This is a genomic window from Micromonospora sp. WMMD1076 (genome assembly GCF_029581475.1).
Taxonomy (GTDB): domain Bacteria; phylum Actinomycetota; class Actinomycetes; order Mycobacteriales; family Micromonosporaceae; genus Micromonospora; species Micromonospora aurantiaca.
In genome coordinates this window covers 6,201,456-6,224,826 of sequence record NZ_CP120862.1, presented here as the reverse complement: position 1 = coordinate 6,224,826, position 23,371 = coordinate 6,201,456, and the positions used below count along the sequence as shown (strand labels likewise).

Annotated in this window: 21 protein-coding genes; 19 read left to right on the top strand and 2 right to left on the bottom strand. The window is 72.3% G+C overall.

Annotated features, from left to right (window positions below; all coding sequences use genetic code 11):
* Positions 1 to 25: 25 nt before the first annotated feature.
* From O7622_RS28140 to prfA, 3 genes are all read left to right on the top strand, one after another.
* Positions 26 to 3,451 (top strand): phosphodiester glycosidase family protein, encoded by a 3,426-nt coding sequence (locus O7622_RS28140; RefSeq protein ID WP_282311099.1) that lies wholly within the window; start codon positions 26 to 28, stop codon positions 3,449 to 3,451.
* 357 nt (positions 3,452 to 3,808) lie between these two features.
* Complete coding sequence (gene rpmE / locus O7622_RS28135) at positions 3,809 to 4,033, top strand: 50S ribosomal protein L31 (protein WP_013288272.1); 225 nt, start codon at positions 3,809 to 3,811, stop codon at positions 4,031 to 4,033.
* A 91-nt stretch (positions 4,034 to 4,124) separates the two neighbouring features.
* Entirely contained in the window at positions 4,125 to 5,213 is a 1,089-nt protein-coding gene (prfA, locus tag O7622_RS28130) for a peptide chain release factor 1 (protein WP_013288271.1), read from the top strand.
* A 66-nt stretch (positions 5,214 to 5,279) separates the two neighbouring features.
* Here prfA and O7622_RS28125 read toward each other — a convergent pair whose 3' ends face one another.
* Positions 5,280 to 6,833, bottom strand: a complete 1,554-nt coding sequence (locus O7622_RS28125; RefSeq protein ID WP_282311098.1) for a GGDEF domain-containing protein — start codon at positions 6,831 to 6,833, stop codon at positions 5,280 to 5,282.
* Between the two features lie 73 nt (positions 6,834 to 6,906).
* On the opposite strand from O7622_RS28125, the gene prmC reads away from it, so the two are divergent.
* From prmC to O7622_RS28105, 4 genes are all read left to right on the top strand, one after another.
* On the top strand, positions 6,907 to 7,854 hold the full coding sequence (gene prmC, locus O7622_RS28120; protein WP_282311097.1) for a peptide chain release factor N(5)-glutamine methyltransferase: 948 nt from the start codon (positions 6,907 to 6,909) through the stop codon (positions 7,852 to 7,854).
* Positions 7,854 to 8,498 (top strand): L-threonylcarbamoyladenylate synthase, encoded by a 645-nt coding sequence (locus O7622_RS28115; RefSeq protein ID WP_013288268.1) that lies wholly within the window; start codon positions 7,854 to 7,856, stop codon positions 8,496 to 8,498. Before prmC ends, O7622_RS28115 begins: the two co-directional genes overlap by 1 nt.
* Complete coding sequence (locus O7622_RS28110; RefSeq protein ID WP_282311095.1) at positions 8,499 to 9,110, top strand: phosphotyrosine protein phosphatase; 612 nt, start codon at positions 8,499 to 8,501, stop codon at positions 9,108 to 9,110.
* A 116-nt stretch (positions 9,111 to 9,226) separates the two neighbouring features.
* Entirely contained in the window at positions 9,227 to 11,335 is a 2,109-nt protein-coding gene (locus tag O7622_RS28105; RefSeq protein WP_282311094.1) for a transglycosylase domain-containing protein, read from the top strand.
* Between the two features lie 49 nt (positions 11,336 to 11,384).
* On the opposite strand, the gene O7622_RS28100 is transcribed toward O7622_RS28105, so the two are convergent.
* The gene (locus tag O7622_RS28100; protein ID WP_282311093.1) at positions 11,385 to 12,848 is read right to left on the bottom strand and encodes an SDR family oxidoreductase; all 1,464 of its coding nucleotides are present in this window, start codon (positions 12,846 to 12,848) and stop codon (positions 11,385 to 11,387) included.
* Positions 12,849 to 12,883: 35 nt separating this feature from the next.
* On the opposite strand from O7622_RS28100, the gene glyA reads away from it, so the two are divergent.
* From glyA to O7622_RS28040, 12 genes are all read left to right on the top strand, one after another.
* Entirely contained in the window at positions 12,884 to 14,173 is a 1,290-nt protein-coding gene (gene glyA / locus O7622_RS28095) for a serine hydroxymethyltransferase (protein WP_282311092.1), read from the top strand.
* Positions 14,166 to 14,597, top strand: coding sequence for a hypothetical protein (locus tag O7622_RS28090; RefSeq protein WP_282311091.1), 432 nt, complete (start codon positions 14,166 to 14,168; stop codon positions 14,595 to 14,597). The genes glyA and O7622_RS28090 overlap by 8 nt, the downstream gene beginning before the upstream one ends.
* Positions 14,598 to 14,771: 174 nt before the next feature.
* Positions 14,772 to 15,008 (top strand): AtpZ/AtpI family protein, encoded by a 237-nt coding sequence (locus tag O7622_RS28085; RefSeq protein ID WP_013288260.1) that lies wholly within the window; start codon positions 14,772 to 14,774, stop codon positions 15,006 to 15,008.
* An 11-nt stretch (positions 15,009 to 15,019) separates the two neighbouring features.
* Entirely contained in the window at positions 15,020 to 15,817 is a 798-nt protein-coding gene (gene atpB, locus O7622_RS28080) for a F0F1 ATP synthase subunit A (protein ID WP_013288259.1), read from the top strand.
* A 70-nt stretch (positions 15,818 to 15,887) separates the two neighbouring features.
* Positions 15,888 to 16,121 (top strand): ATP synthase F0 subunit C, encoded by a 234-nt coding sequence (locus tag O7622_RS28075; protein ID WP_091571232.1) that lies wholly within the window; start codon positions 15,888 to 15,890, stop codon positions 16,119 to 16,121.
* 30 nt (positions 16,122 to 16,151) lie between these two features.
* Positions 16,152 to 16,691 (top strand): F0F1 ATP synthase subunit B, encoded by a 540-nt coding sequence (locus O7622_RS28070; RefSeq protein WP_091069037.1) that lies wholly within the window; start codon positions 16,152 to 16,154, stop codon positions 16,689 to 16,691.
* Positions 16,691 to 17,512: a F0F1 ATP synthase subunit delta gene (locus O7622_RS28065; protein ID WP_282311090.1), complete on the top strand. Its 822-nt coding sequence runs from the start codon at positions 16,691 to 16,693 to the stop codon at positions 17,510 to 17,512. Before O7622_RS28070 ends, O7622_RS28065 begins: the two co-directional genes overlap by 1 nt.
* Positions 17,513 to 17,587: 75 nt before the next feature.
* Positions 17,588 to 19,240, top strand: a complete 1,653-nt coding sequence (gene atpA / locus O7622_RS28060; protein ID WP_282311089.1) for a F0F1 ATP synthase subunit alpha — start codon at positions 17,588 to 17,590, stop codon at positions 19,238 to 19,240.
* Positions 19,241 to 19,244: 4 nt separating this feature from the next.
* The gene (locus O7622_RS28055) at positions 19,245 to 20,174 is read left to right on the top strand and encodes a F0F1 ATP synthase subunit gamma (protein WP_013288254.1); all 930 of its coding nucleotides are present in this window, start codon (positions 19,245 to 19,247) and stop codon (positions 20,172 to 20,174) included.
* Positions 20,174 to 21,619: a F0F1 ATP synthase subunit beta gene (atpD, locus tag O7622_RS28050; RefSeq protein WP_282311087.1), complete on the top strand. Its 1,446-nt coding sequence runs from the start codon at positions 20,174 to 20,176 to the stop codon at positions 21,617 to 21,619. Before O7622_RS28055 ends, atpD begins: the two co-directional genes overlap by 1 nt.
* Before the next feature lie 214 nt (positions 21,620 to 21,833).
* Positions 21,834 to 22,979: an LCP family protein gene (locus tag O7622_RS28045; RefSeq protein WP_282311086.1), complete on the top strand. Its 1,146-nt coding sequence runs from the start codon at positions 21,834 to 21,836 to the stop codon at positions 22,977 to 22,979.
* 109 nt (positions 22,980 to 23,088) lie between these two features.
* The gene (locus tag O7622_RS28040; protein WP_047893558.1) at positions 23,089 to 23,367 is read left to right on the top strand and encodes a F0F1 ATP synthase subunit epsilon; all 279 of its coding nucleotides are present in this window, start codon (positions 23,089 to 23,091) and stop codon (positions 23,365 to 23,367) included.
* Positions 23,368 to 23,371 lie beyond the last annotated feature (4 nt).

The window sequence follows — 23,371 nt, the reverse complement described above, 5'->3', positions numbered from 1 at the left end:
TTCATCGTCGGGTTGACTGTCGTCCATGCGAACCCGCAGTCGACCCGCCCACCTCGCCGGCGTCCTGCTGCTGACGCCGTTGCTGACCCTCACCGCGCCGGTGCCGTCCGCCGCCACGGCCGCGCCGTCGGCCGTCGCGGCGCCGGGCACCGCCGCCGAGGACGCGCCACGCGCCTCGTCCCGCCCCGACTCCGCCGTCGCGCTAGCCGGTGTGGAACCGGCCGGCGGCCTGGAGACCGCCAAGACCACCCGGCCGGTCGCGCCCGGCCTCGACCTGACCTCCTTCGACAGGTACGACGCGGCCGGCTGGCTGCGCGCCGACGCCCTCACCGCCGACCTGGCCGGTGGGCTGACCGTCGACTACGTGAACTCGGGCGAGGTCACCAGGGACGAGCCGCTGCGCGCCGCGGTGGACCGGTCCCGTGCCGTCGCCGCGGTGAACGGCGACTTCTTCGACATCAACAACTCCGGTGCCGCCCAGGGCGTCGGCGTCCGCTCCGGCGAACTGGTGCAGTCGCCAGTCGCCGGGCACCCCAACGCCGTCGGGATCAGCGCCCAGGGCATCGGCCGGGTCGTCCAGGTCGGCTTCGAGGGCACCGCGACGCTGCCCGCCGGGCCGGTGCCGCTCACCCAGTTCAACAACATGGTGCAGCGCGACGGCGTGGGCGTGTTCACGCCGCTCTGGGGCTCGTACACCCGCAAGCGGGCGGTGGAGGGCGCGGCCCGGACGGTCGAGGTGACGGTGACCGGCGGCCGGGTGGCGAGCGTCGCCACCACGGCGGGCGAGGGGCCGATCCCGGCCGGCAGCACCGTGCTGCTCGGCCGCGAGGCCGGCGCCGACGCGCTCGCCGCGCTGCGTCCCGGCGACGCGGTGGACCTGACCTGGCGGCCTCGGGCCTCCGACGGGGGCGACCTGCGCGCCGCCGTGGGCGGCGGCAACGTGCTGGTCCGCGACGGCGTGGTGCAGAGCATCGCCGACGCCTCGCTGGCCCCCCGCACCGCTGTCGGGTTCTCCGCCGACGGACGCAAGATGATCATGCTGACGGTGGACGGCCGGCAGGTGGACAGCCGGGGCGTCACCCAGACCGAGATGGGCCGCATGATGTCCGAGCTGGGCGCCGCGAACGCGCTCAACCTCGACGGCGGCGGCTCCTCCACGCTGCTCGCCCGGGAACCCGGCGCGGCCGCGGTCCAGGTGGAGAACAGCCCGTCCGACGGCAGCGAGCGGCCGGTGCCCAACGGGCTCGCCGTCTACGCCCCGAAGGGCAGCGGCCGGCTCACCGGCTACTGGCTGGAGACCGCCAGCGACCCGACCGCCGCACCCGGTGTCGCGCCGGTGCGCGGCGGCCGGCCGGACCGGGTCTTCCCCGGCCTCACCCGCCGGCTCACCGCCGCCGGATACGACGAGACCTACGGCCCGGCCGTCGGCGAGCCGCGCTGGCACGCCACCCACGGCCGGGTCGACGGCGACGGCGTGTTCCGGGCCGCCGTCCCCGGCCGCAGCACCGTCACCGCCGCCCGCGGCCGCGCCCGGGGCACGATCGAGCTGACGGTGCTCGGCCCGCTCGCGCGCATCGACGGCACCGTCGACCGGGTCGGCCTGGACCGGGCCGGCGACAGCGGCCTGTTCGGCGTCGTCGGCTACGACGCCGAGGGCAACACCGCGCCGATCGAGCCGGCCGACCTGAGGCTGGAGTACGACAGCGACCTGCTCTCCGTCACCCCCACCGCCGACGGCAACCTGTCCGTCAAGGCGCTCGCCGCGACCGGCTCGGCGCTGGTCACCGCCCGGGTCGGCAACCGCACCACGGTCCTGCCGGTGACCGTCGGGCTCACCGACGTGCCGGTGGCCGGGTTCGACGACGCGGCGTCCTGGACGTTCAGCCAGGCCCGGGCCTCCGGATCGGTCGCACCGGCCGAGGGGCACACCGGGGGCGGGCTGCGGATGTCGTACGACTTCAGCCAGTCCACCGGCACCCGGGCCGCGTACGCCGACCCGCCCGCCTGGATCGACGTACCCGGCCAGCCGCAGGCGTTCGGCATGTGGATCAAGGCGAACGGCACCGGCGAATGGCCCAGCCTGCACCTGCACGACGCGCAGGACACCCAGTTCGTGCTGCGCGGCCCGTACCTGGACTGGACCGGCTGGAAGTACGTCGAGTTCGCCGTACCGCCGGGCGTGCAGTACCCGGTACGGGTGCGCCGGTTCTACGTGGCCGAGACCGACCCGGCCGAGCAGTACCGCAGCGAGGTGGTGATCGACGACCTGGTGGCCCGGGTGCCGCCGGACGTGCAGGCGCCGCCGGAGCCGAACCGCACCGACCGGGTGGTGGTCCGTGACGGCACCGTGGACGGGGCGCCCTGGCGCTTCGCGGTGCTCTCCGACGCCCAGTTCGTCGCCGCGAACCCGGACAGCGACCTGGTCGCCCAGGCCCGCCGTACGCTGCGCGAGGTCCGCGCCGCCCGGCCGGACTTCCTGATCATCAACGGTGACTTCGTGGACACCGCCTACCCGGCGGACTTCGCCCTGGCCAAGCGCATCCTGGACGAGGAACTGGACGGCGAGGTGCCGTACTACTACGTGCCCGGCAACCACGAGATCATGGGCGCGCCGATCGACAACTTCCGGAGCGTCTTCGGGGACACCTCGCGCGTCTTCGACCACCGGGGTACCCGGTTCCTCACGCTGAGCACCGCCACCGGGTCGCTGCGCGGCGGCGGGTTCGACCAGGTGGAACTGCTGCGCCGGACGCTCGACCAGGCCGCCGCCGACCGCTCGGTGGGCTCGGTGGCGGTGTTCTTCCACCACCCGCCGCGCGACCCGAGCCCGGCCAAGGCCAGCCAGCTCGGCGACCGCAAGGAGGCGGCACTGGTCGAGCAGTGGCTGGCCGACTTCCAGCACCGCACCGGCAAGGGCGCGCTGATGGTCAACGGCCACGTCGGCACGTTCCACGCCGACCGGGTGGACGGCGTGCCGTACGTGATCAACGGCAACTCGGGCAAGGACCCGTCCACACCGGCGGCGCTCGGCGGGTTCACCGGGTGGACCGAGTTCGGGGTGGACCCGGTGACGCCGGGGGAGGCCGAGCAGGCCCGCCGTGACCCGCTGGCCGAGGGCCCGGAGTGGGTCGGCGCGGAGATGCACGCGCACGTCGACCGGCTGGCGCTGACCGCCCCCGCGCAGGTGTCCGGGCGTACGCCGGCCGACGTCACTGCCACGCTCACCCAGCCCAGCGGCCGGCAGGTGCCGGTGGCCGCGCCGGTCAGCGCCGACTGGTCCGGCTCGCCGAACCTGCACATCGGCGGTGCCACGGGCGTACGTCCCTGGCACGCCGCCCGCTTCGATCCGCTGACCGGCAAACTGACCGCCCTGCGCCCCGGCGCCCAGGTCCGGCTGACTGTGACGGTCAACGGCGTGAAGGCCGAGGCGCAGGTGACCACGACCCGGTAACCCCGCCCCCGCCCCCCGCCCCCGCCCCGCCCCCGCCCACCCGGCTCTCGCTCCGGTGATCATGAAGTTGGCCCGGACAAAAGCGACAGGAAACACCGCTAACCTCATGATCGCCGGGCCCGGGGGCGGGGCGGAGGCGGCCCCGGGGCCGGGCCGGTGGGGGAGTGGGTGGGATGGGGGGTGGGAATGCTGACGGGTGAGCCGGCGTTGAGGGTGGCGGACCTCCTGTGCCGGGTGGAAGACGCCCGTGGCAGACTGGTCAATCGGCCACCGGTTCCGGTTCACGCCCGAGCCCGTCGTGACGACGGGGCGCACCGACGGCGACCCGGCGACCACCGACGAAAGGACCGAGGCGACATGAAGCCCAACATCCACCCGGAGTACGTGACCACCGAGGTCCGCTGCTCCTGCGGCAACACGTTCACGACCCGCAGCACCGCCAAGGGCGGCGCCATCAGCGTCGAGACCTGCAGCGCCTGCCACCCGTTCTACACCGGTAAGCAGCGCGTGCTGGACACCGCCGGCCGGGTCGCGAAGTTCCAGCAGAAGTACGCCAAGGTTCAGGCCAAGAAGGCCAAGTAGCTCCGTCGACGACGCCCGTGTCCGGCTCCTGCCGGGCACGGGCGTTCGTCCGTCTGCGCCGGTTTCACCTCCCCCAAGGAGCATCCGCAGCATGAGCAGTGAGCGCCTGGCCGCACTCCTCGACGAGTACGCCGAGCTGGAGCGGCGGCTGGCCGACCCGGCCATCCACGCCGACCAGGGCACCGCCCGGCGGGTCGGCCGTCGGTACGCCGAACTGGTCCCGCTGCACAAGGCGGCCGGTGAGCTGGAGCAGGCCCGCGCCGACCTGGCCGCCGCCCGGGAACTGGCGGCCGAGGACGCGACGTTCGCCGTCGAGGCGGACACCATCGCCGCCTCCCTGCCGGCCCTTGAGGAACGGCTCGCGGAGCTGCTCATCCCGCGCGACCCGCACGACGCCAAGGACGTGATCGTCGAGATCAAGGCCGGCGAGGGCGGCGAGGAGTCCGCGCTGTTCGCCGGTGACCTGCTGCGGATGTACACCAGGTACGCCGAGCGGCACGGCTGGGTCACCGAGGTGATCGACGCGCAGGACTCCGACCTCGGCGGCGTCAAGGACGTCTCCCTGGCGATCAAGAGCAAGGGCGTCCCGGAGGGCGGCAACGGCGTCTGGTCCCGGCTCAAGTGGGAGGGCGGCGTGCACCGGGTGCAGCGCGTCCCGGTCACCGAGTCGCAGGGCCGGATCCACACCAGCGCCGCCGGCGTGCTGGTGCTGCCCGAGGCGGAGGACGTGGACGTCACCATCGACCCGAACGAGCTGCGCATCGACGTGTTCCGCTCGTCCGGCCCCGGTGGGCAGTCGGTGAACACCACCGACTCGGCGGTACGGATCACCCACGTGCCGACCGGCATCGTGGTCTCCTGCCAGAACGAGAAGTCGCAGTTGCAGAACCGGGAGCAGGCCATGCGCATCCTGCGCGCCCGGCTGCTGGCCGCCGCCCAGGAGCAGGCGGACGCGGCGGCGTCGGACGCCCGCAAGGCGCAGGTCCGGACCGTGGACCGGTCGGAGCGGATCCGCACCTACAACTTCCCGCAGAACCGGATCACCGACCACCGCATCGGCTACACCGCGTACAACCTGGACCTGGCGCTGGCCGGCGAACTGGACGGCGTGCTCGACGCGCTGGCCGAGGCGGACCGCGCGGCCCGGCTGGCCGGCGAGACCGAGCTGTCCCGCCGCTGACCGCTGGGGTGTCAAGCCGGGGCCCCTCCTCTACCGGAGGCGTTAACAAGGGCCCCTCCTTACCGCTCAGCTCGCGCGCGGTCGCGCCTTGGCGCGCAGCATCTCCCGGTCGGCCAGCTCGAACGCGGCGCCCAGCGCCTCCCGGACGCTCACAGTGGTGCTGCCGTCGACCTCGGCGAAGCCGATCGTCACCCCGACCGGCGTGCCCGGGACCAGGGACTCCCAGTCCTCGGTGCGGACGGCCGCCTCGATCCGGCGGGCCACCTCGACCGCCTCCGGCATGCCGGTGTCGGGCAGCACCACGACGAACTCGTCGCCGCCGTAGCGCGCCACGAAGTCGCCCCGCCGCATCACCCGGTTGATCACCCCGGCGACCCGTTGCAGCACCAGGTCCCCGGAGTGGTGGCCGTGCCGGGTGTTCACCGCCTTGAACCCGTCGAGGTCGCAGACGCCGATCACCACCCGCTCGCCCCGGGACACCACGGCGCCCAGGTAGCGCTCCAGCCGGCGCCGGTTGGGCAGGCCGGTGAGCGGGTCGGTGAGCGCCTCGCCCTCGTACCGGGCCGCCTCGCGGCGCATCTCCTCGTGGTCGATCCGGGCGGCGATGCCGTCGATGTAGACGTCACGCAGCCGGTCGCTGCGCCGCGCCGCCAGCCGGAACGCGTGCCGGTCGGCCCGGTGCGCGCCCGCGTGGTCACCGGCCCGGGCCAGCGCCACGCTGCGCAGCCGGGGCGCCTCGGCCGCGCCGAGCGTCTCGTCGGATACCCGCAGCGAGTCCAGGCGGGTGACCGCCTCGATCGGGCGGCCGGCGGCCACCGCGAGGCAGACCTGACCGAGCTGGCGCAGGTCGCGGGCGCGGGCACTGTCCCCGCCGTGGCCGAGCAGCCGGTTCGGGTCGGCGTCCCCGGCGGACTCCACCCGGTCGCCGAGCGCGGCCCGCCGGGCGGCGGCGTAGCCGTACGCGGCCAGGCTGCTCGGGCGCAGGTTGCCGGCACCCCCGCCGCGCAGGAACCGGGCGAGGTCACCGGCGACGTCGCGCAGCACCCGCAGGCAGCCGTCGCTGTCGCCGTTGTGGTCGAGCGCGACCGCGTTGCGCAGCCGGATCCCGGGGGCGGCGAACGTCTCCTCGGGGATGCAGACGCTGAGCCCGACCTCCCGGGCCCGCTCGATCGCGCCGAGCGCGTGGCCGTGGAAGCTCAGGTACGAGTACGCCATCGCCAGGTCGTGCCAGCCCCAGGCGGTGTCCCGGTCGGGGGTGTCGTCGGCGCTGAGCGCGCGGGCGGCCCGGACCAGGTGCATCACGCACCGGTCCAGCGCGCCCTGGTGGTGTGCGGCGAGCGCGGCCAGCGCGTTGAGGTGCCCGTGCAGGTAGGGCTCGGTCAGGTCGCGTACGGCGGCGGAGGCGTCCTCGACGGCCCGGGTGAACTCGGCGGTCCGGCCGAGATTGATCAGCGCGGACAGGCGTTGCACGAGCGCGTCGGCGCGGGCGTACGGGTCGTCGGTGGTGCGGATGACGCGGTCGAGCAGGGCACACGCCTCCGCGGACCGGCTGGCCTCCTGCAGTGACCGAGCGCGTCGGAGAGCGTCAACCTGGTCCTCGACCTGGTCGAGCCAGCCCACTCGCGACCTCCCTGCGGTGTGCGCCCGGACGCACCCGCTCGTGAGGTGGGCCGCGACGCCTCATGATTATTGCGTGACCGCACTCCCGCAACACCCGTCCGAAGGGACAGAACGCGAACGTCCGTCGCTGGTGATCACCCGGGTGGCGCGCGCGCTCGCCGCGGCGGGCGTCGAGGCGCCCCGCGCCGAGGCCGAGCAGCTCGCCGCGTACGTCCTGGACGTGCCGCGTGGCCGGCTGGCGCTCGCCGACGGCTTCACCCCGGCACAGCGCGACCGGTTGGACGCGCTCGTCGGGCGGCGGGTGACCCGCGAGCCGTTGCAGCACCTGCTCGGCTCGGCCGGTTTCCGGCACCTGGAGCTGGCCGTCGGGCCGGGCGTCTTCGTGCCCCGGCCGGAGACCGAACTGCTGGCCGGGTGGGGGATCGAGCGCGCCCGGGAGTACGCCGCGCCGCTCGTGGTCGACCTGTGCAGCGGTTCCGGCGCGATCGCCCTCGCGGTCGCTCAGGAGGTGCCCGCGGCCCGGGTGGTGGCGGTGGAGCGGTCCCCGGCGGCGCTGGCCTGGCTGCGGCGCAACGCGGCCGAGCGCGCCGCCGCCGGGGACCGGCCGGTCGAGGTGGTGGCCGCCGACGTGACCGATCCGGAACTGCTGGCCGGCCTGGCCGGACGGGTCGACGTGCTGCTCTGCAACCCGCCGTACGTGCCGAGGTCGGTAGCGGTACCGCCGGAGGTGGCCGGGCACGACCCGGACGAGGCGGTGTTCGGCGGCGCGGACGGGCTGGACGTGATCCGTCCGGTGGTCGGCCGGGCCGCCGCGCTGCTGCGCCCGGGTGGTGCGATCGGCATCGAACACGACGACACGCACGCGGCGGCGGTGCCCGCGCTGCTGCGCGGCGACGGCCGCTACGACCGGGTGGAGGAGCACCGGGACCTGGCCGGGCGGCCCCGCTGGGCGAGCGCGTCCCGGCGGGCGGACGGCACCCACGCCGAGCCCGCCCCGGCGTGGCAGACTGACTCCTCGTGATGCTCTACGACTGTCGGTCGCCCGCCGACCGGGACCGCGGCATCGCCGCTGCCATCGAGGCGGTCAAGAACGGGGAACTCGTCGTCCTGCCGACCGACACGGTCTACGGCATCGGGGCGGACGCCTTCACCCCGTACGCGGTGAAGGCCCTGGCGGATACGAAGGGTGGCGCCCGGCAGGCGCCCCCGGTGCTCATCGGTTCCCGGCACACGCTCGACGGCCTGGTCTTCTCGCTGCCCGGCGCGGCCCGCGACCTGGTCGAGGCGTTCTGGCCCGGTGCGCTGACCATCGTGGTGGAGCACTCGCCGAGCCTGGCCTGGGATCTGGGCGACTCCAGCGGCACGGTGGCGGTGCGGATGCCGCTGCACCCGGTCGCGCTGGAGGTGCTGCGGGAGACCGGGCCGATGGCGGTCGCCTCGGCCAACAAGATCGGCCAGCCCGCCGCGCTCACCGCCGAGGAGGCGCGTGACCAGCTCGGCTACGGCGTCCGGGCGTACCTGGAGGCCGGTCCGGCGGTGGATCCGGTGCCGAGCACCATCGTCGACCTGACCGGCGACGTGCCGCGGGTGCTGCGCGAGGGCGCGGTGACGCTGGCGAAGCTGCGCGAGGTCGTGCCGGACATCCTCGACGAGCGGGGGGTCTGAGTGCCGCCCTTCACCGTCCTGCACGTCTGCATGGGCAACATCTGCCGGTCGCCGATGGCCGAGCGGCTGCTGCTGCTCGCGGTCCGGGAGCGGCTGGTCCGCCTCGACGTGGACCCGGCCGGGTCGGACGCGCTCGTGCACAGCCACAGCGCCGGCACCGGCGGCTGGCACGCGGGGGAGGAGATGAACCCGCCCGCCGCCCGGCAGGTGATCTCGCGTGGCGGTGACACCGAGGGGTTCGCCGCCCGGCGGCTGCGCTCCGATCTGATCGACGCCGCCGACCTGGTGCTCACCGCCACCGCCGACCAGCAGGAGTACGTGGTGGCGCTGCGGCCGGACGCCGCCGCGCGTACGTTCGTGCTCGGTGAGTTCGGCCGTCTGCTCGGCGCGCTGGACCGGTCCGCCCTGCCGGCGGCCGAGCCGACACCGGACGCCGTGCACGCCCGCGGCGTCGCCCTCGTCGCGGCCGTCGACGCGGCCCGGCGGAACGCCTCCGCGCTGCCCACCGACGACCTCGACGACCCGTGGGGGCGGGGCGACCAGTGCTTCAGCCGGGTCGCGGACGAGATCGAGGAGACGGTGCAGCCGCTGGCTGCCGTGCTGCTCCCCTGATCGCGGTTCATCCTTCCTCGCGAACTTCCTGCGCATTTCGCCGAAGATGGCGGCGAAAGCGGCCATTCCGGTCATTCTGAACGGGTCCGTACGGCCGGCTCCTGCGGGGAGAGCTGATGAACCGGGCCTATCTCGACAAGCTGTTCACCGTTGTGCTCGCCGGCGTGCTCGCCGGACTGGCCCTGGCCGCCGCCGCGCTGCCGGCCGCGCTGGTCTTCGGGCTGGGCGTGAAGAACCTGATGCCGTACACAGTGCTGCCGGAGGCGCTCAAGACGCCGCAGCCGGCGCAGCGGTCCAACCTGTACGCCAACGACGGGCGGACGCTCATCACCTCGTTCTACGTCGAGGACCGGGTGGACGTGCCGGTCGGCGAGGTGGCACCGGTGATGCGCGACGCCATCGTGGCCGCCGAGGACGTGCGCTTCTACGAGCACCACGGCGTCGACGTACGCGGTGTGGCCCGGGCGTTCACGGCCAACCGCCGCGAGGGCACCCGCCAGGGCGCCTCCACGCTGACCATGCAGTACGTGCGCAACGCGCTGGCCGGTGACACCCGGCTGACCGAGGAGCAGCGCGCCGCGGCCACCGAGATCACCGTCGGGCGCAAGATCCGCGAGATGCGGTACGCGCTGACGCTGGAACGGCAGATCGGCAAGGACGAGATCCTCGGGCGCTACCTGAACATCGCGTACTTCGGCGCCGGGGCGTACGGCATCGCCGCCGCCAGCAAGCGCTACTTCTCCACCACCCCGGAGCGGCTCACGCTGGCCCAGGCCGCGCTGCTCGCCGGGCTGGTCCGGTCCCCGGCCGACGACCCGATCAACGGCGACGCGGACGCGGCCCGGCAGCGGCGGGCGTACGTGCTGGACCGGATGGTGGAGGCCGGCCGGGTGAGCGCGGCGGACGCCGAGGCGGCGAAGGCCACCGAGCTGGCCCTCAAACCCAACACCACGCCGAACGACTGCGCCGCGGTGCCCGCCGACCACAACGACTGGGGCTTCTTCTGCGACTGGTTCACCCAGTGGTGGAACGCCCAGCCGGCGTTCGGCGAGAACGTGGACGAGCGGCAGCGGACGCTACGCCGGGGCGGCTGGAAGATCGTGTCCTCGCTCGACCCGGACGTGCAGGCCAAGGCCAGCGAGCAGGTGCGGGCGATCTACCCGGAGACGATCGCGCGGGCGGCGCCGACCGCCGTGGTGCAGCCGGGCACCGGCCGGGTGCTGGCCATGGCGGTGAACCGCACCTACGGCACGGCCGCCAACCCGGACGGGCAGCAGAACTACCCGAACACGGTCAACCAGCTGGTGGCCGGCGGTGGCGGCATCACCGGCTACCAGGCGGGCTCCACGTTCAAGCTGTTCGCGCTGCTGGCCGCGCTGGAGTCCGGGCTGCCGCTGGACACCGAGTTCGACGCGCCGCGTGTCTACGTGACGCAGTACCCGGTCGGCGCCGGCCCGGCGAGCTGCGGCGGCCGGTGGTGCCCGGAGAACGCCAACACCTACTGGATGGACGGCGACCGGGACATGTGGGACGCGTTCGGCCGCTCGGTGAACACGTACTTCGCCTGGCTGACCGAGCGCGTCGGCGCGGACCGGGTGGTCGAGATGGCCCAGCGGCTGGGCATCGTGTTCCGTGCCCCGGCGGACGCCCGGATGGCCCGCGAGGGCGCCAAGAGCTGGGGACCGTTCACGCTCGGCGTCTCCGCCACCACGCCGCTGGACCTGGCCGGCGCGTACGCCGCAGTGGCCGCCGAGGGCACCTGGTGCCGGCCCACGCCTGTCACCTCGATCACCGACCCGGGCGGCCGGACGGTGGCCGCCGGCAACACCGACTGCCGGCAGGTGCTCGACACCGAGGTCGCCCGCGCGGCGGCCGACGCCAGCCGCTGCCCGGTCGGCGACCAGTCGATGTACCGCCGCTGCGACGGCGGCACGGCCGAGGAACTGGCCCCTGGCCTGCGCCGGCCGGTGGCGGGCAAGACCGGCAGTTCGGAGCGGAACGCCACCGAGACAGTCGTCGCGTTCACCCCGCAGCTGTCAGTGGCGACGATCGCCGCGAACCCGGACGACCCGCGGGACGCGGTCGGCGGCGGCGTGCAGAAACGGCAGATCGCCGCCGTGGGCCGCATCCTCGCGTGGTCGCTGCGGGACGAGCCGGTACGCGACTTCGTCCCGCCCGGCCAGGCGGTCGCCTTCCAGCACACCAGCCCTCGCACCGGCAACTGACCCGCCCCGCCCCCACCCGCGGGCGAGGGCGAGGGCGAGGGCGAGGGGGTCAGCCTGGGTGTTCGGCGCCCCGGGCGATGTTGCGGGCCATGCCGCCGAAGACGACCGCGTGGAACGGGGCCACCGAGGCCCAGTAGAGGTGGCCGGGAAGGCCGCGCGGGAGGAACACGGCACGCTGGACGTAGCGGCTGCGGCCGTCCCCGTCCGGCTCGGCGCGCATCTCCAGCCAGGCCCGGCCGGGCAGCCGCATCTCGGCGCGCAGCCGCAGCAGCTCACCCGGGACGATCTCCTCGACCCGCCAGAAGTCCAGCGCCTCGCCGACCTGGAGCCGGTGCGGGTCGCGCCGCCCCCGGCGCAGCCCGACGCCGCCGACCAGCCGGTCCATCCAGCCGCGCACGGACCAGGCCAGCGGGAACGAGTACCAGCCGTGCTCGCCGCCGACGCCCTCGATGACCCGCCACAGCGCCGTCGGCGGCGCGTCCACCGTCCGCTCCCGCAGATCGGTGTACGCGGTGCCGCCGGACCAGTGCGGATCCGACGGCAGCGGCTCGGCGGGCGCGTCCGGCCCGCTCGCGTTCGACCAGCGCGTCTCCACCTCCGCGTCGCGCACCTTGGTCAGCGCCAGCGCGACCGCCTGGTCGAAGCCGGTCGACCCGTCCGGCGGGTCCGGCACGTACGCGGCGATGTCGTGCTCGTGCGCCACCGCCTCGTGCACCAGGCTCTCCACGAGTGGCCGGGCGATGGCGTTCGGCACCGGCGTGATCAGGCCGACCCAGTGCGAGGAGAGCGACGGGGTGAGCGGGCGCACCGGCAGGATGACCCGGGGCCGCAGCCCGGCCACCCGGGCGTAGCGCTGCATCATCTCGGTGAAGGTCAGCACGTCCGGGCCGCCGATGTCGAAGGCCCGGTTGACGTCGGCCGGCAGGTGCGCGCAGGCGACCAGGTAGCGCAGCACGTCCCGGACCGCGATCGGCTGGATCCGGTTGCGCACCCAGCGCGGGGTGACCATCGCCGGGAGCCGCTCGGTCAGGTAGCGCAGCATCTCGAACGAGGCCGAACCGGATCCGATGATCACGGCGGCGCGCAGCACCACAGTGGGCACGCCGCTGTCCAGCAGGATCCGCGCGACCTCCGCCCGGGAGCGCAGGTGCGCCGAGGGCAGGCCGTCGCGCTCCGCCGGCTCCGGCCCGCCGAGATACACGATCCGGCGTACGCCCGCGGCGCGCGCCGCCTCGGCGAAGTTCGTCGCCGCCTCCCGGTCGGCCGCCTCGAAACCACGCTGGCCCAGCGAGTGGACCAGGTAGTACGCCACCTCCACGCCCGCGAACACGGCCGGCAGCGTCTCCGGCCGGCGCAGGTCACCCTCGACGACCTCCGCCTCGGCCGCCCACGGCACGTCCCGCAGTCGCCCGGCGGTGCGGGCCAGGCAGCGTACGGTGTGCCCCTCGGCCAGCAGCCGGGGCGCGAGGCGTCCGCCGATGTAGCCGGTCGCACCGGTGACGAGGCATCTCACGGCATCCAGTGTGCGGCTCCGTAGACTCCTTCGCTGTGGAGAACGCGAGGGACACCTTCTGGGGGCCGGACTTCCAGCAGCTCAGTACCGCCGACCCGGAGATCGCCGAGGTGGTGCTGGGTGAGCTGGACCGGCTGCGCGGCGGCCTGCAACTGATCGCCAGCGAGAACCTCACCTCGCCCGCGGTGCTGGCGGCGCTGGGCTCCACGCTCACCAACAAGTACGCCGAGGGCTACCCGGGGCGGCGCTACTACGGCGGCTGCGCCGAGGTGGACCGGGCCGAGGAGCTGGCGGTCTCCCGGGCTAAGGAGTTGTTCGGCGCCGAGCACGCGAACGTGCAGCCGCACTCCGGGGCGAGCGCCAACCTGGCCGCGTACGCCGCCCTGGTGCAGCCGGGTGACACGGTGCTGGCCATGGACCTGCCGCACGGCGGGCACCTGACCCACGGCAGCCGGGTGAACTTCTCCGGCAAGTGGTTCCACCCGGTCGGCTACACCGTCCGGCGGGACACCGGGACGATCGACTACGACGAGGTACGCGACCTGGCCCGCGCGCACCGGCCGAAGATGATCATCTGCGGTGCGACCGCGTACCCGCGCCTGATCGACTTCGCCCGCTTCCGGGAGATCGCCGACGAGGTCGACGCGCACCTGATGGTGGACGCCGCCCACTTCATCGGCCTGGTGGCCGGCGGCGCGATCCCGTCCCCGGTGCCGTACGCCGACGTGGTCACCGCGACCACCCACAAGGTGCTGCGCGGCCCGCGCGGCGGCATGATCCTCTCCCGCGAGCCGCTGGCGGCCCGGATCGACAAGGCGGTCTTCCCGTTCACCCAGGGCGGCCCGCTGATGCACGCCGTCGCCGCCAAGGCGGTCGCGCTGCGCGAGGCCGCGCAGCCCGAGTTCCGCACGTACGCCGCCCAGGTGGTCACCAACGCCCGCGCGCTCGCCGACGGGCTGGCCACGGAGGGGTTGCCGCCGGTCTCCGGCGGCACCGACACCCACCTGGCCCTGCTCGACCTGCGCGAGACCGGAGTGACCGGCGCCCAGGCCGAGGCCCGCTGCGACGCCGCCGGCATCACGCTCAACAAGAACGCGATCCCGTACGACCCGCAGCCGCCCTCGGTCGCCTCCGGCATCCGGGTGGGCTCGCCGAGCGTCACCACCCAGGGCATGCGGGAAGGGGAGATGCGCCGGATCGCCACGTTGATCGGTCGGGCGGTGCGGACCGATCCGGAGTCCCCCGGGGGTGGCGACGAGCTGACCCGGATCGCCGCCGACGTGACCGAGCTGGTCACCGAGTTCCCGGCGTACCCCCGTGGCTGAGCCCGGGGCGCGTGCGGCGGAGGCGACGGCGGACCGCGGCTGGCGACTGCGCCATCTGCCGGTGCTGCTGGCCGCGGTGGCGGTGCTGGCCGCTGTCGCGGCGGTGGTCGGCGGGGTGTGGCGCGGCGCGGACGGCGCGCTCGGCGCGGCGGCCGGGGTGGCCGTCACGGCTGCGAGCTACACGCTCACCACAGTGGTGCTGGCCTGGGCGGACTCGAAGGATCCACAGCTCGTGCTGCCGTTCGGGCTGGGCCTCTACGTCGCCAAGATCACCATGCTCGGCGGGGTGATGGTGCTGGTGGCCTCGACCGGCTGGCCGGGACTGATCCCGTTCTGTTTCGGCATCGCCGCGGGCGTGGTGGTCTGGACCGGCGTGCACGTCTGGTGGCTCACGACCGTCCATGCCCGACGGATGTCGGGCTGAGCCGTCCCACCCTTCGGGCGACGCGTGGTTCCGTCCGCGATCGGTCATTCTCTCAGTGGCGGTGGAGGAGTACCGTTCCTCCAGACGACTTCGCCCGCCCGTGTCCCACACAACCAGGTTGTGCGGGGGGTGAGGCACAACCTCTTCTGCTCGACTGATATCGTTCGCCCCGTCATGGCCGGTGACCAGAAACCCCCCAACACTGGCGGCTCGGGCGACGTTCCGTCCGGTGCCGGTCAGGGTTGGACCGCGCTCTCATACCTCATCGGGGGCATGCTCGTCTGGGGTTTCATCGGCTGGCTGGTCGACCGTTGGCTCGATACCGGCGGCATCGCCACCGGCATCGGGGTCGTGCTCGGCATGGCCGGGGGGATCATCCTGGTCGTCCGCCGACTGGGCACGCCTACTTAGGAAGGGACGCGGTGTTCGGACAGGCGAACGTCCTGGCTCAGGGCCAGGCGGAATTCCCACCGAGCGTGGGGGACTTCTACCTGCCCAGCATCCTGCCCTGGGGTGCGGAGAACTCGTACTGGTTCACCAAGATCACGGCGATGGTGTGGATCGCCGTCGGCGTGCTGATCATCTTCTTCCTGGCCACGTACCGGAAGCCGCAACTGGTCCCCACCAAGAAGCAGTGGCTGGCCGAGTCGATCTACGGCTTCGTGCGCAACAACATCGCCGTGGACATGATCGGGCACGCGGGAGTGCGGTTCGCGCCGTACTTCACCACGCTTTTCTGCTTCATCCTGCTGACGAACTTCTTCGCGATCGTGCCGTTCTTCCAGATCTCGCCGAACTCGCACATCGCCTTCCCGGCCTTCCTCGCCGTGATCAGCTACGTGATGTTCAACTACGTCGGCATCCGGCACCACGGCTTCGTGAAGTACTTCAAGAACGCTCTGGTCCCGCCGGCGCCCTGGTTCATCCTGCCGCTGCTGATTCCGATCGAGCTGTTCTCGACCTTCATCGTCCGGCCGTTCTCGCTGGCCGTCCGTCTCTTCGCGAACATGTTCGCCGGCCACATGCTCCTGCTGGTCTTCACCCTCGGCGGGTTCGCCATGATCAGCGCCAACGCCTGGCTGGCGCCGGTGTCGGTGCTGTCCTGGACGATGACGGTCGCGCTGACCTTCCTCGAGTTCCTGGTGATCTGTCTGCAGGCGTACGTCTTCACGGTGCTGACCGCCAGCTACGTGCAGGGCGCCCTCGCCGACGAGCACTGATCCGATCTTTCGCACCAACCGTTGTCGTCCCGCGTGAGAGTCACGCGTGATAACCAGGAGGAACCAACCAATGGACATCTACGCCGCGGTAGAGGGCAGCACCGCCGCCATCGGCTACGGTCTCGCGGCCATCGGCCCGGGCATCGGCGTTGGCCTGGTCTTCTCGGCCTACATCCAGTCGACCGCCCGCCAGCCGGAGTCGTCCCGGATGACCCTGCCCTACGTCTGGATCGGCTTCGCCGTCATCGAGGCGCTGGCGCTGCTGGGCATCGCGTTCGGCTTCATCTGGCAGGGCCAGCTCTAATCCAGCCCCCCTTCGACCGGGAGGTCTTCCATGTTCTTCCTCGCCGCTGAGGGTGGTGAGACGACCCACAACCCGATCATCCCTGTCTGGCAGGAGATCGTGGTCGGGCTGGTCGCCTTCGGTGTCCTCTGCTTCGTGCTGATGAAGTTCGTCTTCCCGCGCATGGAGCAGACGTTCCAGGCCCGGGTCGACGCGATCGAGGGCGGCATCAAGCGCGCCGAGGCCGCGCAGGCCGAGGCGAACCAGCTGCTCGAGCAGTACCGTGCGCAGCTCGCCGAGGCGCGCACCGACGCCGCCCGGATCCGCGACGACGCGCGGGCCGACGCCGAGGGCATCCGCCAGGACATCCTCGCCAAGGCGCGCGAGGAGTCCGACCGGGTCATCGCCGCCGGCAAGGAGCAGCTCCAGGCCGAGCGGGCCACCATCGTGCGCGAGCTGCGCACCGAGATGGGCACCATCGCGGTGGACCTGGCCAGCAAGATCGTCGGTGAGTCGCTGGCCGACGAGGCGCGTCGCAAGGGCACCGTGGACCGGTTCCTGAACGGTCTCGAGAGCACGGGGGCCCGCTGATGCAGGCCGCCAGCCGGGAGTCGTACTCCGCCGGGGTCGAGCGCCTCGACGCGTACGCCCGCGGCGCGGAGCCGTCGGCGGTGGCCTCCACCGCCGACGACATCCTCTCCGTCGCCGCCCTGCTGCGGCGCGAGCCGCGGCTGCGCCGGGCGCTGTCCGACCCGGCGCGCTCGGGTGAGGACCGCACCACTCTGCTCACCGGGATCCTGGGCGGCAAGGTCGGCGCGGACGCGCTCGACCTGCTCGCCGCGCTGGTCTCCGGTCGCTGGTCGGCCCCGTCGGAGCTGCTCGACGGCGTCGAGCGGCTCGGCGTGGAGGCGCTCCTCGCGAGCGCCGAGTCGACCGGCGAGCTGGGCGAGGTCGAGGACGAGCTGTTCCGCTTCGGGCAGGTCGTCTCCGGCTCCGGCGAGCTGTCCAACGCGCTCTCCGACCCGATGGCCCCGGTGCAGCGGCGGGCCGAACTGACCCAGCAGTTGCTCGCCGGTAAAGCCCGGCCGGTCACCGTCCGTCTCGTCGAGGCCGCGCTCGCGGGCTTCGGGGGACGCTCCTTCACCGGTGCGCTCACCCGGCTGGTCGAGCTGGCCGCCGACCGGCGGGACCGCCAGGTCGCGTACGTGACCGTGGCGGCCCCGCTGAACGACGAGGAGGAGCGACGCCTCGGCGCCCGCCTCTCCCAGATGTACGGTCGGGAGGTGTCCGTCAAGCAGACGGTCGACCCCGACGTGCTCGGCGGAGTGCGCGTACAGGTCGGATCCGACCTGTACGACGGGACCGTCCTGCGCCGCCTCAACGAGACCCGCAACGCGCTCGCCAAGCGCTGAGCAGACCTGATTCGTCGCCATCGGACCGGCCGGTACCAGGTATCCCGGGCCCTGAGATACTTAAGGAAGCAGAGGATGGCCGAGCTGACCATCTCGACGGAGGAGATCCGCGGCGCCCTGGAGCGCTACGTCTCCTCCTACACGGCCGACGTCTCCCGCGAGGAGGTCGGCACCGTCGCCGACGCCGGTGACGGCATCGCCCACGTCGAGGGTCTCCCCTCGACCATGACCAACGAGCTGCTGGAGTTCGAGGACGGCACGCTCGGCGTGGCGCTGAACCTCGACGTCCGGGAGATCGGTGTCGTCGTCCTCGGTGACTTCGGCGGAATCGAAGAGGGTCAGCGCGTCAAGCGCACCGGCCGGGTGCTCTCCGTGCCCGTCGGCGACGCGTTCCTCGGCCGCGTGGTGAACGCGCTCGGCGAGCCGATCGACGGCCTCGGCGACATCGCCAACGAGGGCTTCCGCGAGCTGGAGCTCCAGGCCCCGAACGTGATGGCCCGGCAGTCCGTGTTCGAGCCGTTGCAGACCGGCATCAAGGCCATCGACGCGATGACGCCGGTCGGCCGTGGTCAGCGCCAGCTGATCATCGGCGACCGGAAGACCGGCAAGACCACTGTCGCCCTGGACGCCATCCTCAACCAGCGGGACAACTGGCGCTCCGGTGACCCGACGAAGCAGGTCCGCTGCATCTACGTCGCGATCGGCCAGAAGGCCTCCACCATCGCCTCCATCAAGGGGACGCTGGAGGAGGCCGGTGCGATGGAGTACACCACCATCGTCGCCTCCCCGGCCTCCGACCCGGCCGGCTTCAAGTACCTCGCGCCCTACACCGGCTCGTCCATCGGCCAGCACTGGATGTACGGCGGCAAGCACGTCCTGATCGTCTTCGACGACCTGAGCAAGCAGGCCGAGGCGTACCGGGCCGTGTCGCTGCTGCTGCGCCGCCCGCCGGGCCGTGAGGCCTACCCGGGTGACGTCTTCTACCTGCACTCCCGCCTGCTGGAGCGCTGCGCCAAGCTCTCCGACGAACTGGGCGGCGGCTCGATGACCGGTCTGCCGATCATCGAGACCAAGGCGAACGACATCTCGGCGTTCATCCCGACCAACGTCATCTCGATCACCGACGGTCAGATCTTCCTCGAGACCGACCTGTTCAACCAGGGCGTCCGGCCGGCCATCAACGTCGGCACCTCGGTCTCCCGGGTCGGTGGCGCCGCCCAGGTGAAGCCGATGAAGAAGGTCGCCGGCTCGCTGCGGCTCAACCTGGCCCAGTTCCGTGAGCTGGAGGCGTTCGCCGCCTTCGCCTCCGACCTGGACCGGGCCTCGCAGAACCAGCTCAACCGCGGTTCCCGGCTGGTCGAGCTGCTCAAGCAGCCGAACTACTCGCCGTACCCGGTGAACGAGCAGGTCGTCTCCGTCTGGGCCGGCACCGAGGGCAAGCTCGACGACGTCCCGGTCGGTGAGATCCGCCGCTTCGAGTCGGAGTTCCTGCAGTACCTCCGCCACAAGCACGAGGGCGTGCTGGCCGCGATCGCGGACAACAAGTGGGACGACGAGATCATCTCCTCGCTCGACTCCGCGATCAGCGAGTTCAAGCAGGTCTTCCTGGGCAAGGAGGACGAGGTCCGGGTCAACGACGCGCCGGCCAAGCCGCTGGAGGGCGAGGAGACCCGCGAGACGGTGACCCGCTTCCGCGACGGCACCACCGACCGCCCGGTCGAGAGCTGATCCGATGGCCGCCCAGGTACGCGTTCTCCGGCAGCGGATCCGTTCCGCCAAGGGGATGAAGAAGATCACCAAGGCGATGGAGCTCGTCGCGACGAGCCGCATCGCCAAGGCCCAGGCCAAGGTGGCGGCGTCGCTGCCGTACGCCGAGGCGATCACCGGCGTGCTGACGGCGCTGGCCTCGAACGCGCGGATCGACCACCCGCTGCTCACCCCGCGCGAGCGGGTGCGGCGGGCGGGCGTCCTGCTGGTCACCGCCGACCGGGGCCTGGCCGGTGGCTACAGCTCGAACGCGATCCGGACCGCCGAGTCGCTGATCGCCCGCCTGCGCGCCGACGGCAAGGAGCCCGTGCTCTACGTCATCGGCCGCAAGGGCGTGGCGTTCTACCGGTTCCGCAACCGGCAGATCGCCGCCAGCTGGACGGGTTTCTCCGAGCAGCCGTCGTTCGAGGACGCCCGCGAGGTCGGTGAGACGCTGATCAAGGCGTTCACCGCCGGCGCGGACGACACCGACAACGAGGCCGGCGCCGACGGGATCCTCGGCGTGGACGAGCTGCACATCGTCTACACCGAGTTCAAGTCCCTGATGACGCAGAACCCGGTGACCCGGATCGTCGGTCCGATGCAGGTCGAGGACCGGCCCCGGTCCGAGGGCCTGCTGCCGGCGTACGAGTTCGAGCCGGAGCCGGAGTCGCTGCTCGACGCCCTGCTGCCGAAGTACATCAACACGCGGATCTTCGCGGCGTTGCTGGAGTCGGCGGCCAGTGAGTCGGCCGCCCGTCGGCGGGCGATGAAGAGCGCCACCGACAACGCCGAAGAGATGATCGAGAAGTACACGCGTGAGATGAACTCGGCCCGTCAGGCCGGCATCACCCAGGAGATCAGTGAGATCGTCGGCGGCGCGAACGCGCTGGCCGCGTCGGGAAGTGAAGTGTGATGACTGTATCCGCAGTTGAGACCAAGACGGCCACGGGTCGCGTGGTCCGGGTCATCGGCCCGGTCGTCGACGCCGAGTTCCCGCGCGACGCCATGCCGGAGCTGTTCAACGCCCTGCACGTCGACGTGACGCTCTCCGGCGGTGAGAAGACGCTGACCCTCGAGGTCGCCCAGCACCTGGGTGACAACCTGGTCCGCGCCATCTCGATGCAGCCGACCGACGGCCTGGTCCGCGGCACCGAGGTGCGCGACACCGGCGCGCCGATCAGCGTGCCGGTGGGCGACGCGGTCAAGGGCCACGTGTTCAACGCGATCGGCGAGTGCCTCAACCTCACCGAGGGCGAGACCATCCAGGCCGACGACCGGTGGGGCATCCACCGCAAGGCCCCGGCCTTCGCCGACCTGGAGCCGAAGACCGAGATGCTGGAGACCGGCATCAAGGTCATCGACCTGCTCGCCCCGTACGTCAAGGGCGGCAAGATCGGCCTGTTCGGCGGCGCGGGCGTGGGCAAGACGGTGCTCATCCAGGAGATGATCACCCGTGTGGCCCGGAACTTCGGTGGTACCTCGGTCTTCGCCGGCGTGGGTGAGCGCACCCGCGAGGGCAACGACCTCATCGCCGAGATGACCGAGTCGGGCGTCATCGACAAGACCGCGCTGGTCTACGGCCAGATGGACGAGCCGCCGGGCACCCGCCTGCGGGTCGCGCTGTCCGCGCTGACCATGGCGGAGTACTTCCGTGACGTGAAGAAGCAGGAGGTGCTGCTCTTCATCGACAACATCTTCCGCTTCACCCAGGCGGGTTCCGAGGTCTCCACGCTGCTCGGCCGCATGCCGAGCGCCGTGGGTTACCAGCCGACCCTGGCCGACGAGATGGGCGAGCTCCAGGAGCGGATCACCTCCGTCCGGGGCCAGGCCATCACCTCGATGCAGGCGATCTACGTGCCCGCCGACGACTACACCGACCCGGCGCCGGCCACCACGTTCGCCCACCTCGACGCGACCACCAACCTGGAGCGGTCGATCTCCGACAAGGGCATCTACCCGGCCGTGGACCCGCTGGCGTCCTCGTCCCGGATCCTCGCCCCGGAGTTCGTCGGCGAGGAGCACTTCGCCGTCGCCACCGAGGTGAAGCGGATCCTGCAGCGCTACAAGGACCTGCAGGACATCATCGCCATCCTCGGTATCGAGGAGCTCTCCGAGGAGGACAAGCTCACCGTCGGCCGCGCCCGCCGGATCGAGCGGTTCCTCTCGCAGAACACGTACGCGGCGGAGCAGTTCACCGGCGTTCCCGGCTCGACGGTCCCGATCGCCGAGACCATCGACGCCTTCCGCCGGATCAGCGAGGGGGAGTTCGACCACTTCCCGGAGCAGGCGTTCTTCATGTGCGGTGGCCTGGAGGACCTCAAGGCCAAGGCCAAGGAGCTGATGGACGAGGAGGGCTGAGAGCCCGCTCACACCCACGAGGGCCGTCCCGGCGAAAGCCGGGGCGGCCTTCGCCCTTTCGGGCCACTGCCCTACCAGATGCCCGGTTCTCCGGCAAGCAGTTCGCCGGATCGCGCGGTACCGTTCCTGACACGACTTCACATCCGGCCGTTGATCTCTGCAACCAAACGGACCTCCGCGCCCGTCTTCCTACCCGTGGGCGCGACGATTGGAGATGCTCGTGGGCAGTAAGGGCGGCGCGGATCGCGGGAAGCGGTCCATGTGGCGCGGCGTGCCCCGGTGGGCTCGCGTCTGCACGATCCTGGGCATCGTCATGGTGGTGCTCAGCGGCTCCGTGCTGATCGGCTCGCGCGCCCTTGTCGCCCGTTACGAGGGATCGGTGGGCAAGGCCGACCTCTTCGGTGACCAGGCCGCCGGCGCCAACGAGAAGAAGAGCGACATCAAGGGCCCGCTCAACATCCTGCTCGTCGGCGTGGACCCCCGGACCGCGACCGCCCGCCCGCTTGCCGACTCGATCATGGTCCTGCACGTGCCCGCCACCATGGACCGCGGCTACCTCTTCTCGCTGCCGCGTGACCTGCGGGTGGACATCCCGGAGTTCCCCAAGGCCGACTACTCGGGCGCCAACGACCGGCTCAACGCGGCCATGTCGCACGGCAGCAACGTGCCGGGGCAGAACCCCAGCACCGCGCAGGGCTTCGAGCTGCTCGCCAGCACCGTGCAGGAGGTCACCGGCATCAAGCGCTTCGATGCCGGGGCGATCATCAACTTCAGCGGTTTCAAGAAGATCGTCGACGCCATGGGCGGAGTCGACATGTACATCGAGCGGGAGGTGCGCTCCGAGCACCTCCAGCCGGACGGCACGCCGCGCCAGCTCAAGCCCGGCGGTGGTGGCTACCTCGGACCGCAGGCCGTGTACGAGAAGGGCAACGCCCACCTCAAGGGCTGGCAGGCGCTGGACTACGTCCGGCAGCGCTACCCGAAGAACGGCGTGCCGGACGCCGACTACGGCCGGCAGCGGCACCAGCAGCAGTTCGTCAAGGCGATGGTGAGCCAGGCGTTCAGCGCCGACGTGGTGGCCAACCCGGTCAAGCTGGACCGGGTGCTGCGCGCGGCCGGGAAGTCGCTGGTGTTCAACGGCCGCGGCAACAGCGTGGTCGACTTCGGGCTGGCCCTGAAGGACATCCGGCCCGAGGCGATCGAGACGATCAAGCTGCCGGGCGGCCCGATCGGGACCGGCAGCAACTACCGGGGAGAGCAACTGCTCGAACCGGCGGAGGACTTCTTCACCGCCCTGCGTACCGAACAGCTCGACGCGTTCCTGCTGGAGCACCCCGACTTCAAGCAGAAGACCAAGTAGCCTGAGCGGGTGCGGGGCCGTGGTGGTCCGGCTCTCACCACCCGCGTTGGGTGGGCTGCGGGGGCGCGACTAGACTTTCGGCAATCCGCCGCCGCAGCAAGGAGACAGCGTGGCACAGCAGCTTCACGTCGAGCTCGTAGCCGTCGAGGAGAAGGTCTGGACCGGCGAGGCCGAGATGGTCGTCGCCCGGACGACCGAGGGTGAGCTCGGTGTGCTGCCTGGGCACGCACCGCTGCTCGGCCAGCTCGCCGAACCCAGCCAGGTACGCATCAAGCAGGCCGGTGGCCAGCAGGTCGCGTACGACGTGGCCGGCGGCTTCCTGTCGGTGACCGGTGAGGGCGTCACAGTCCTCGCCGAGAGCGCAACCCCCGCCACCCCGGCCCGCTGAGCCG

Excerpts from the sequence above, each read along its gene's own strand:
- O7622_RS28140 (WP_282311099.1), top strand. The coding sequence starts at position 26 with ATGCGAACCCGCAGTCGACCCGCCCACCTCGCCGGCGTCCTGCTGCTG.
- rpmE (WP_013288272.1), top strand. The coding sequence starts at position 3,809 with ATGAAGCCCAACATCCACCCGGAGTACGTGACCACCGAGGTCCGCTGC.
- prfA (WP_013288271.1), top strand. The coding sequence starts at position 4,125 with ATGAGCAGTGAGCGCCTGGCCGCACTCCTCGACGAGTACGCCGAGCTG.
- O7622_RS28115 (WP_013288268.1), top strand. The coding sequence starts at position 7,854 with ATGCTCTACGACTGTCGGTCGCCCGCCGACCGGGACCGCGGCATCGCC.
- O7622_RS28105 (WP_282311094.1), top strand. The coding sequence starts at position 9,227 with ATGAACCGGGCCTATCTCGACAAGCTGTTCACCGTTGTGCTCGCCGGC.
- O7622_RS28085 (WP_013288260.1), top strand. The coding sequence starts at position 14,772 with ATGGCCGGTGACCAGAAACCCCCCAACACTGGCGGCTCGGGCGACGTT.
- O7622_RS28075 (WP_091571232.1), top strand. The coding sequence starts at position 15,888 with ATGGACATCTACGCCGCGGTAGAGGGCAGCACCGCCGCCATCGGCTAC.
- O7622_RS28070 (WP_091069037.1), top strand. The coding sequence starts at position 16,152 with ATGTTCTTCCTCGCCGCTGAGGGTGGTGAGACGACCCACAACCCGATC.
- O7622_RS28065 (WP_282311090.1), top strand. The coding sequence starts at position 16,691 with ATGCAGGCCGCCAGCCGGGAGTCGTACTCCGCCGGGGTCGAGCGCCTC.
- atpA (WP_282311089.1), top strand. The coding sequence starts at position 17,588 with ATGGCCGAGCTGACCATCTCGACGGAGGAGATCCGCGGCGCCCTGGAG.
- O7622_RS28055 (WP_013288254.1), top strand. The coding sequence starts at position 19,245 with ATGGCCGCCCAGGTACGCGTTCTCCGGCAGCGGATCCGTTCCGCCAAG.
- atpD (WP_282311087.1), top strand. The coding sequence starts at position 20,174 with ATGACTGTATCCGCAGTTGAGACCAAGACGGCCACGGGTCGCGTGGTC.
- O7622_RS28045 (WP_282311086.1), top strand. The coding sequence starts at position 21,834 with ATGCTCGTGGGCAGTAAGGGCGGCGCGGATCGCGGGAAGCGGTCCATG.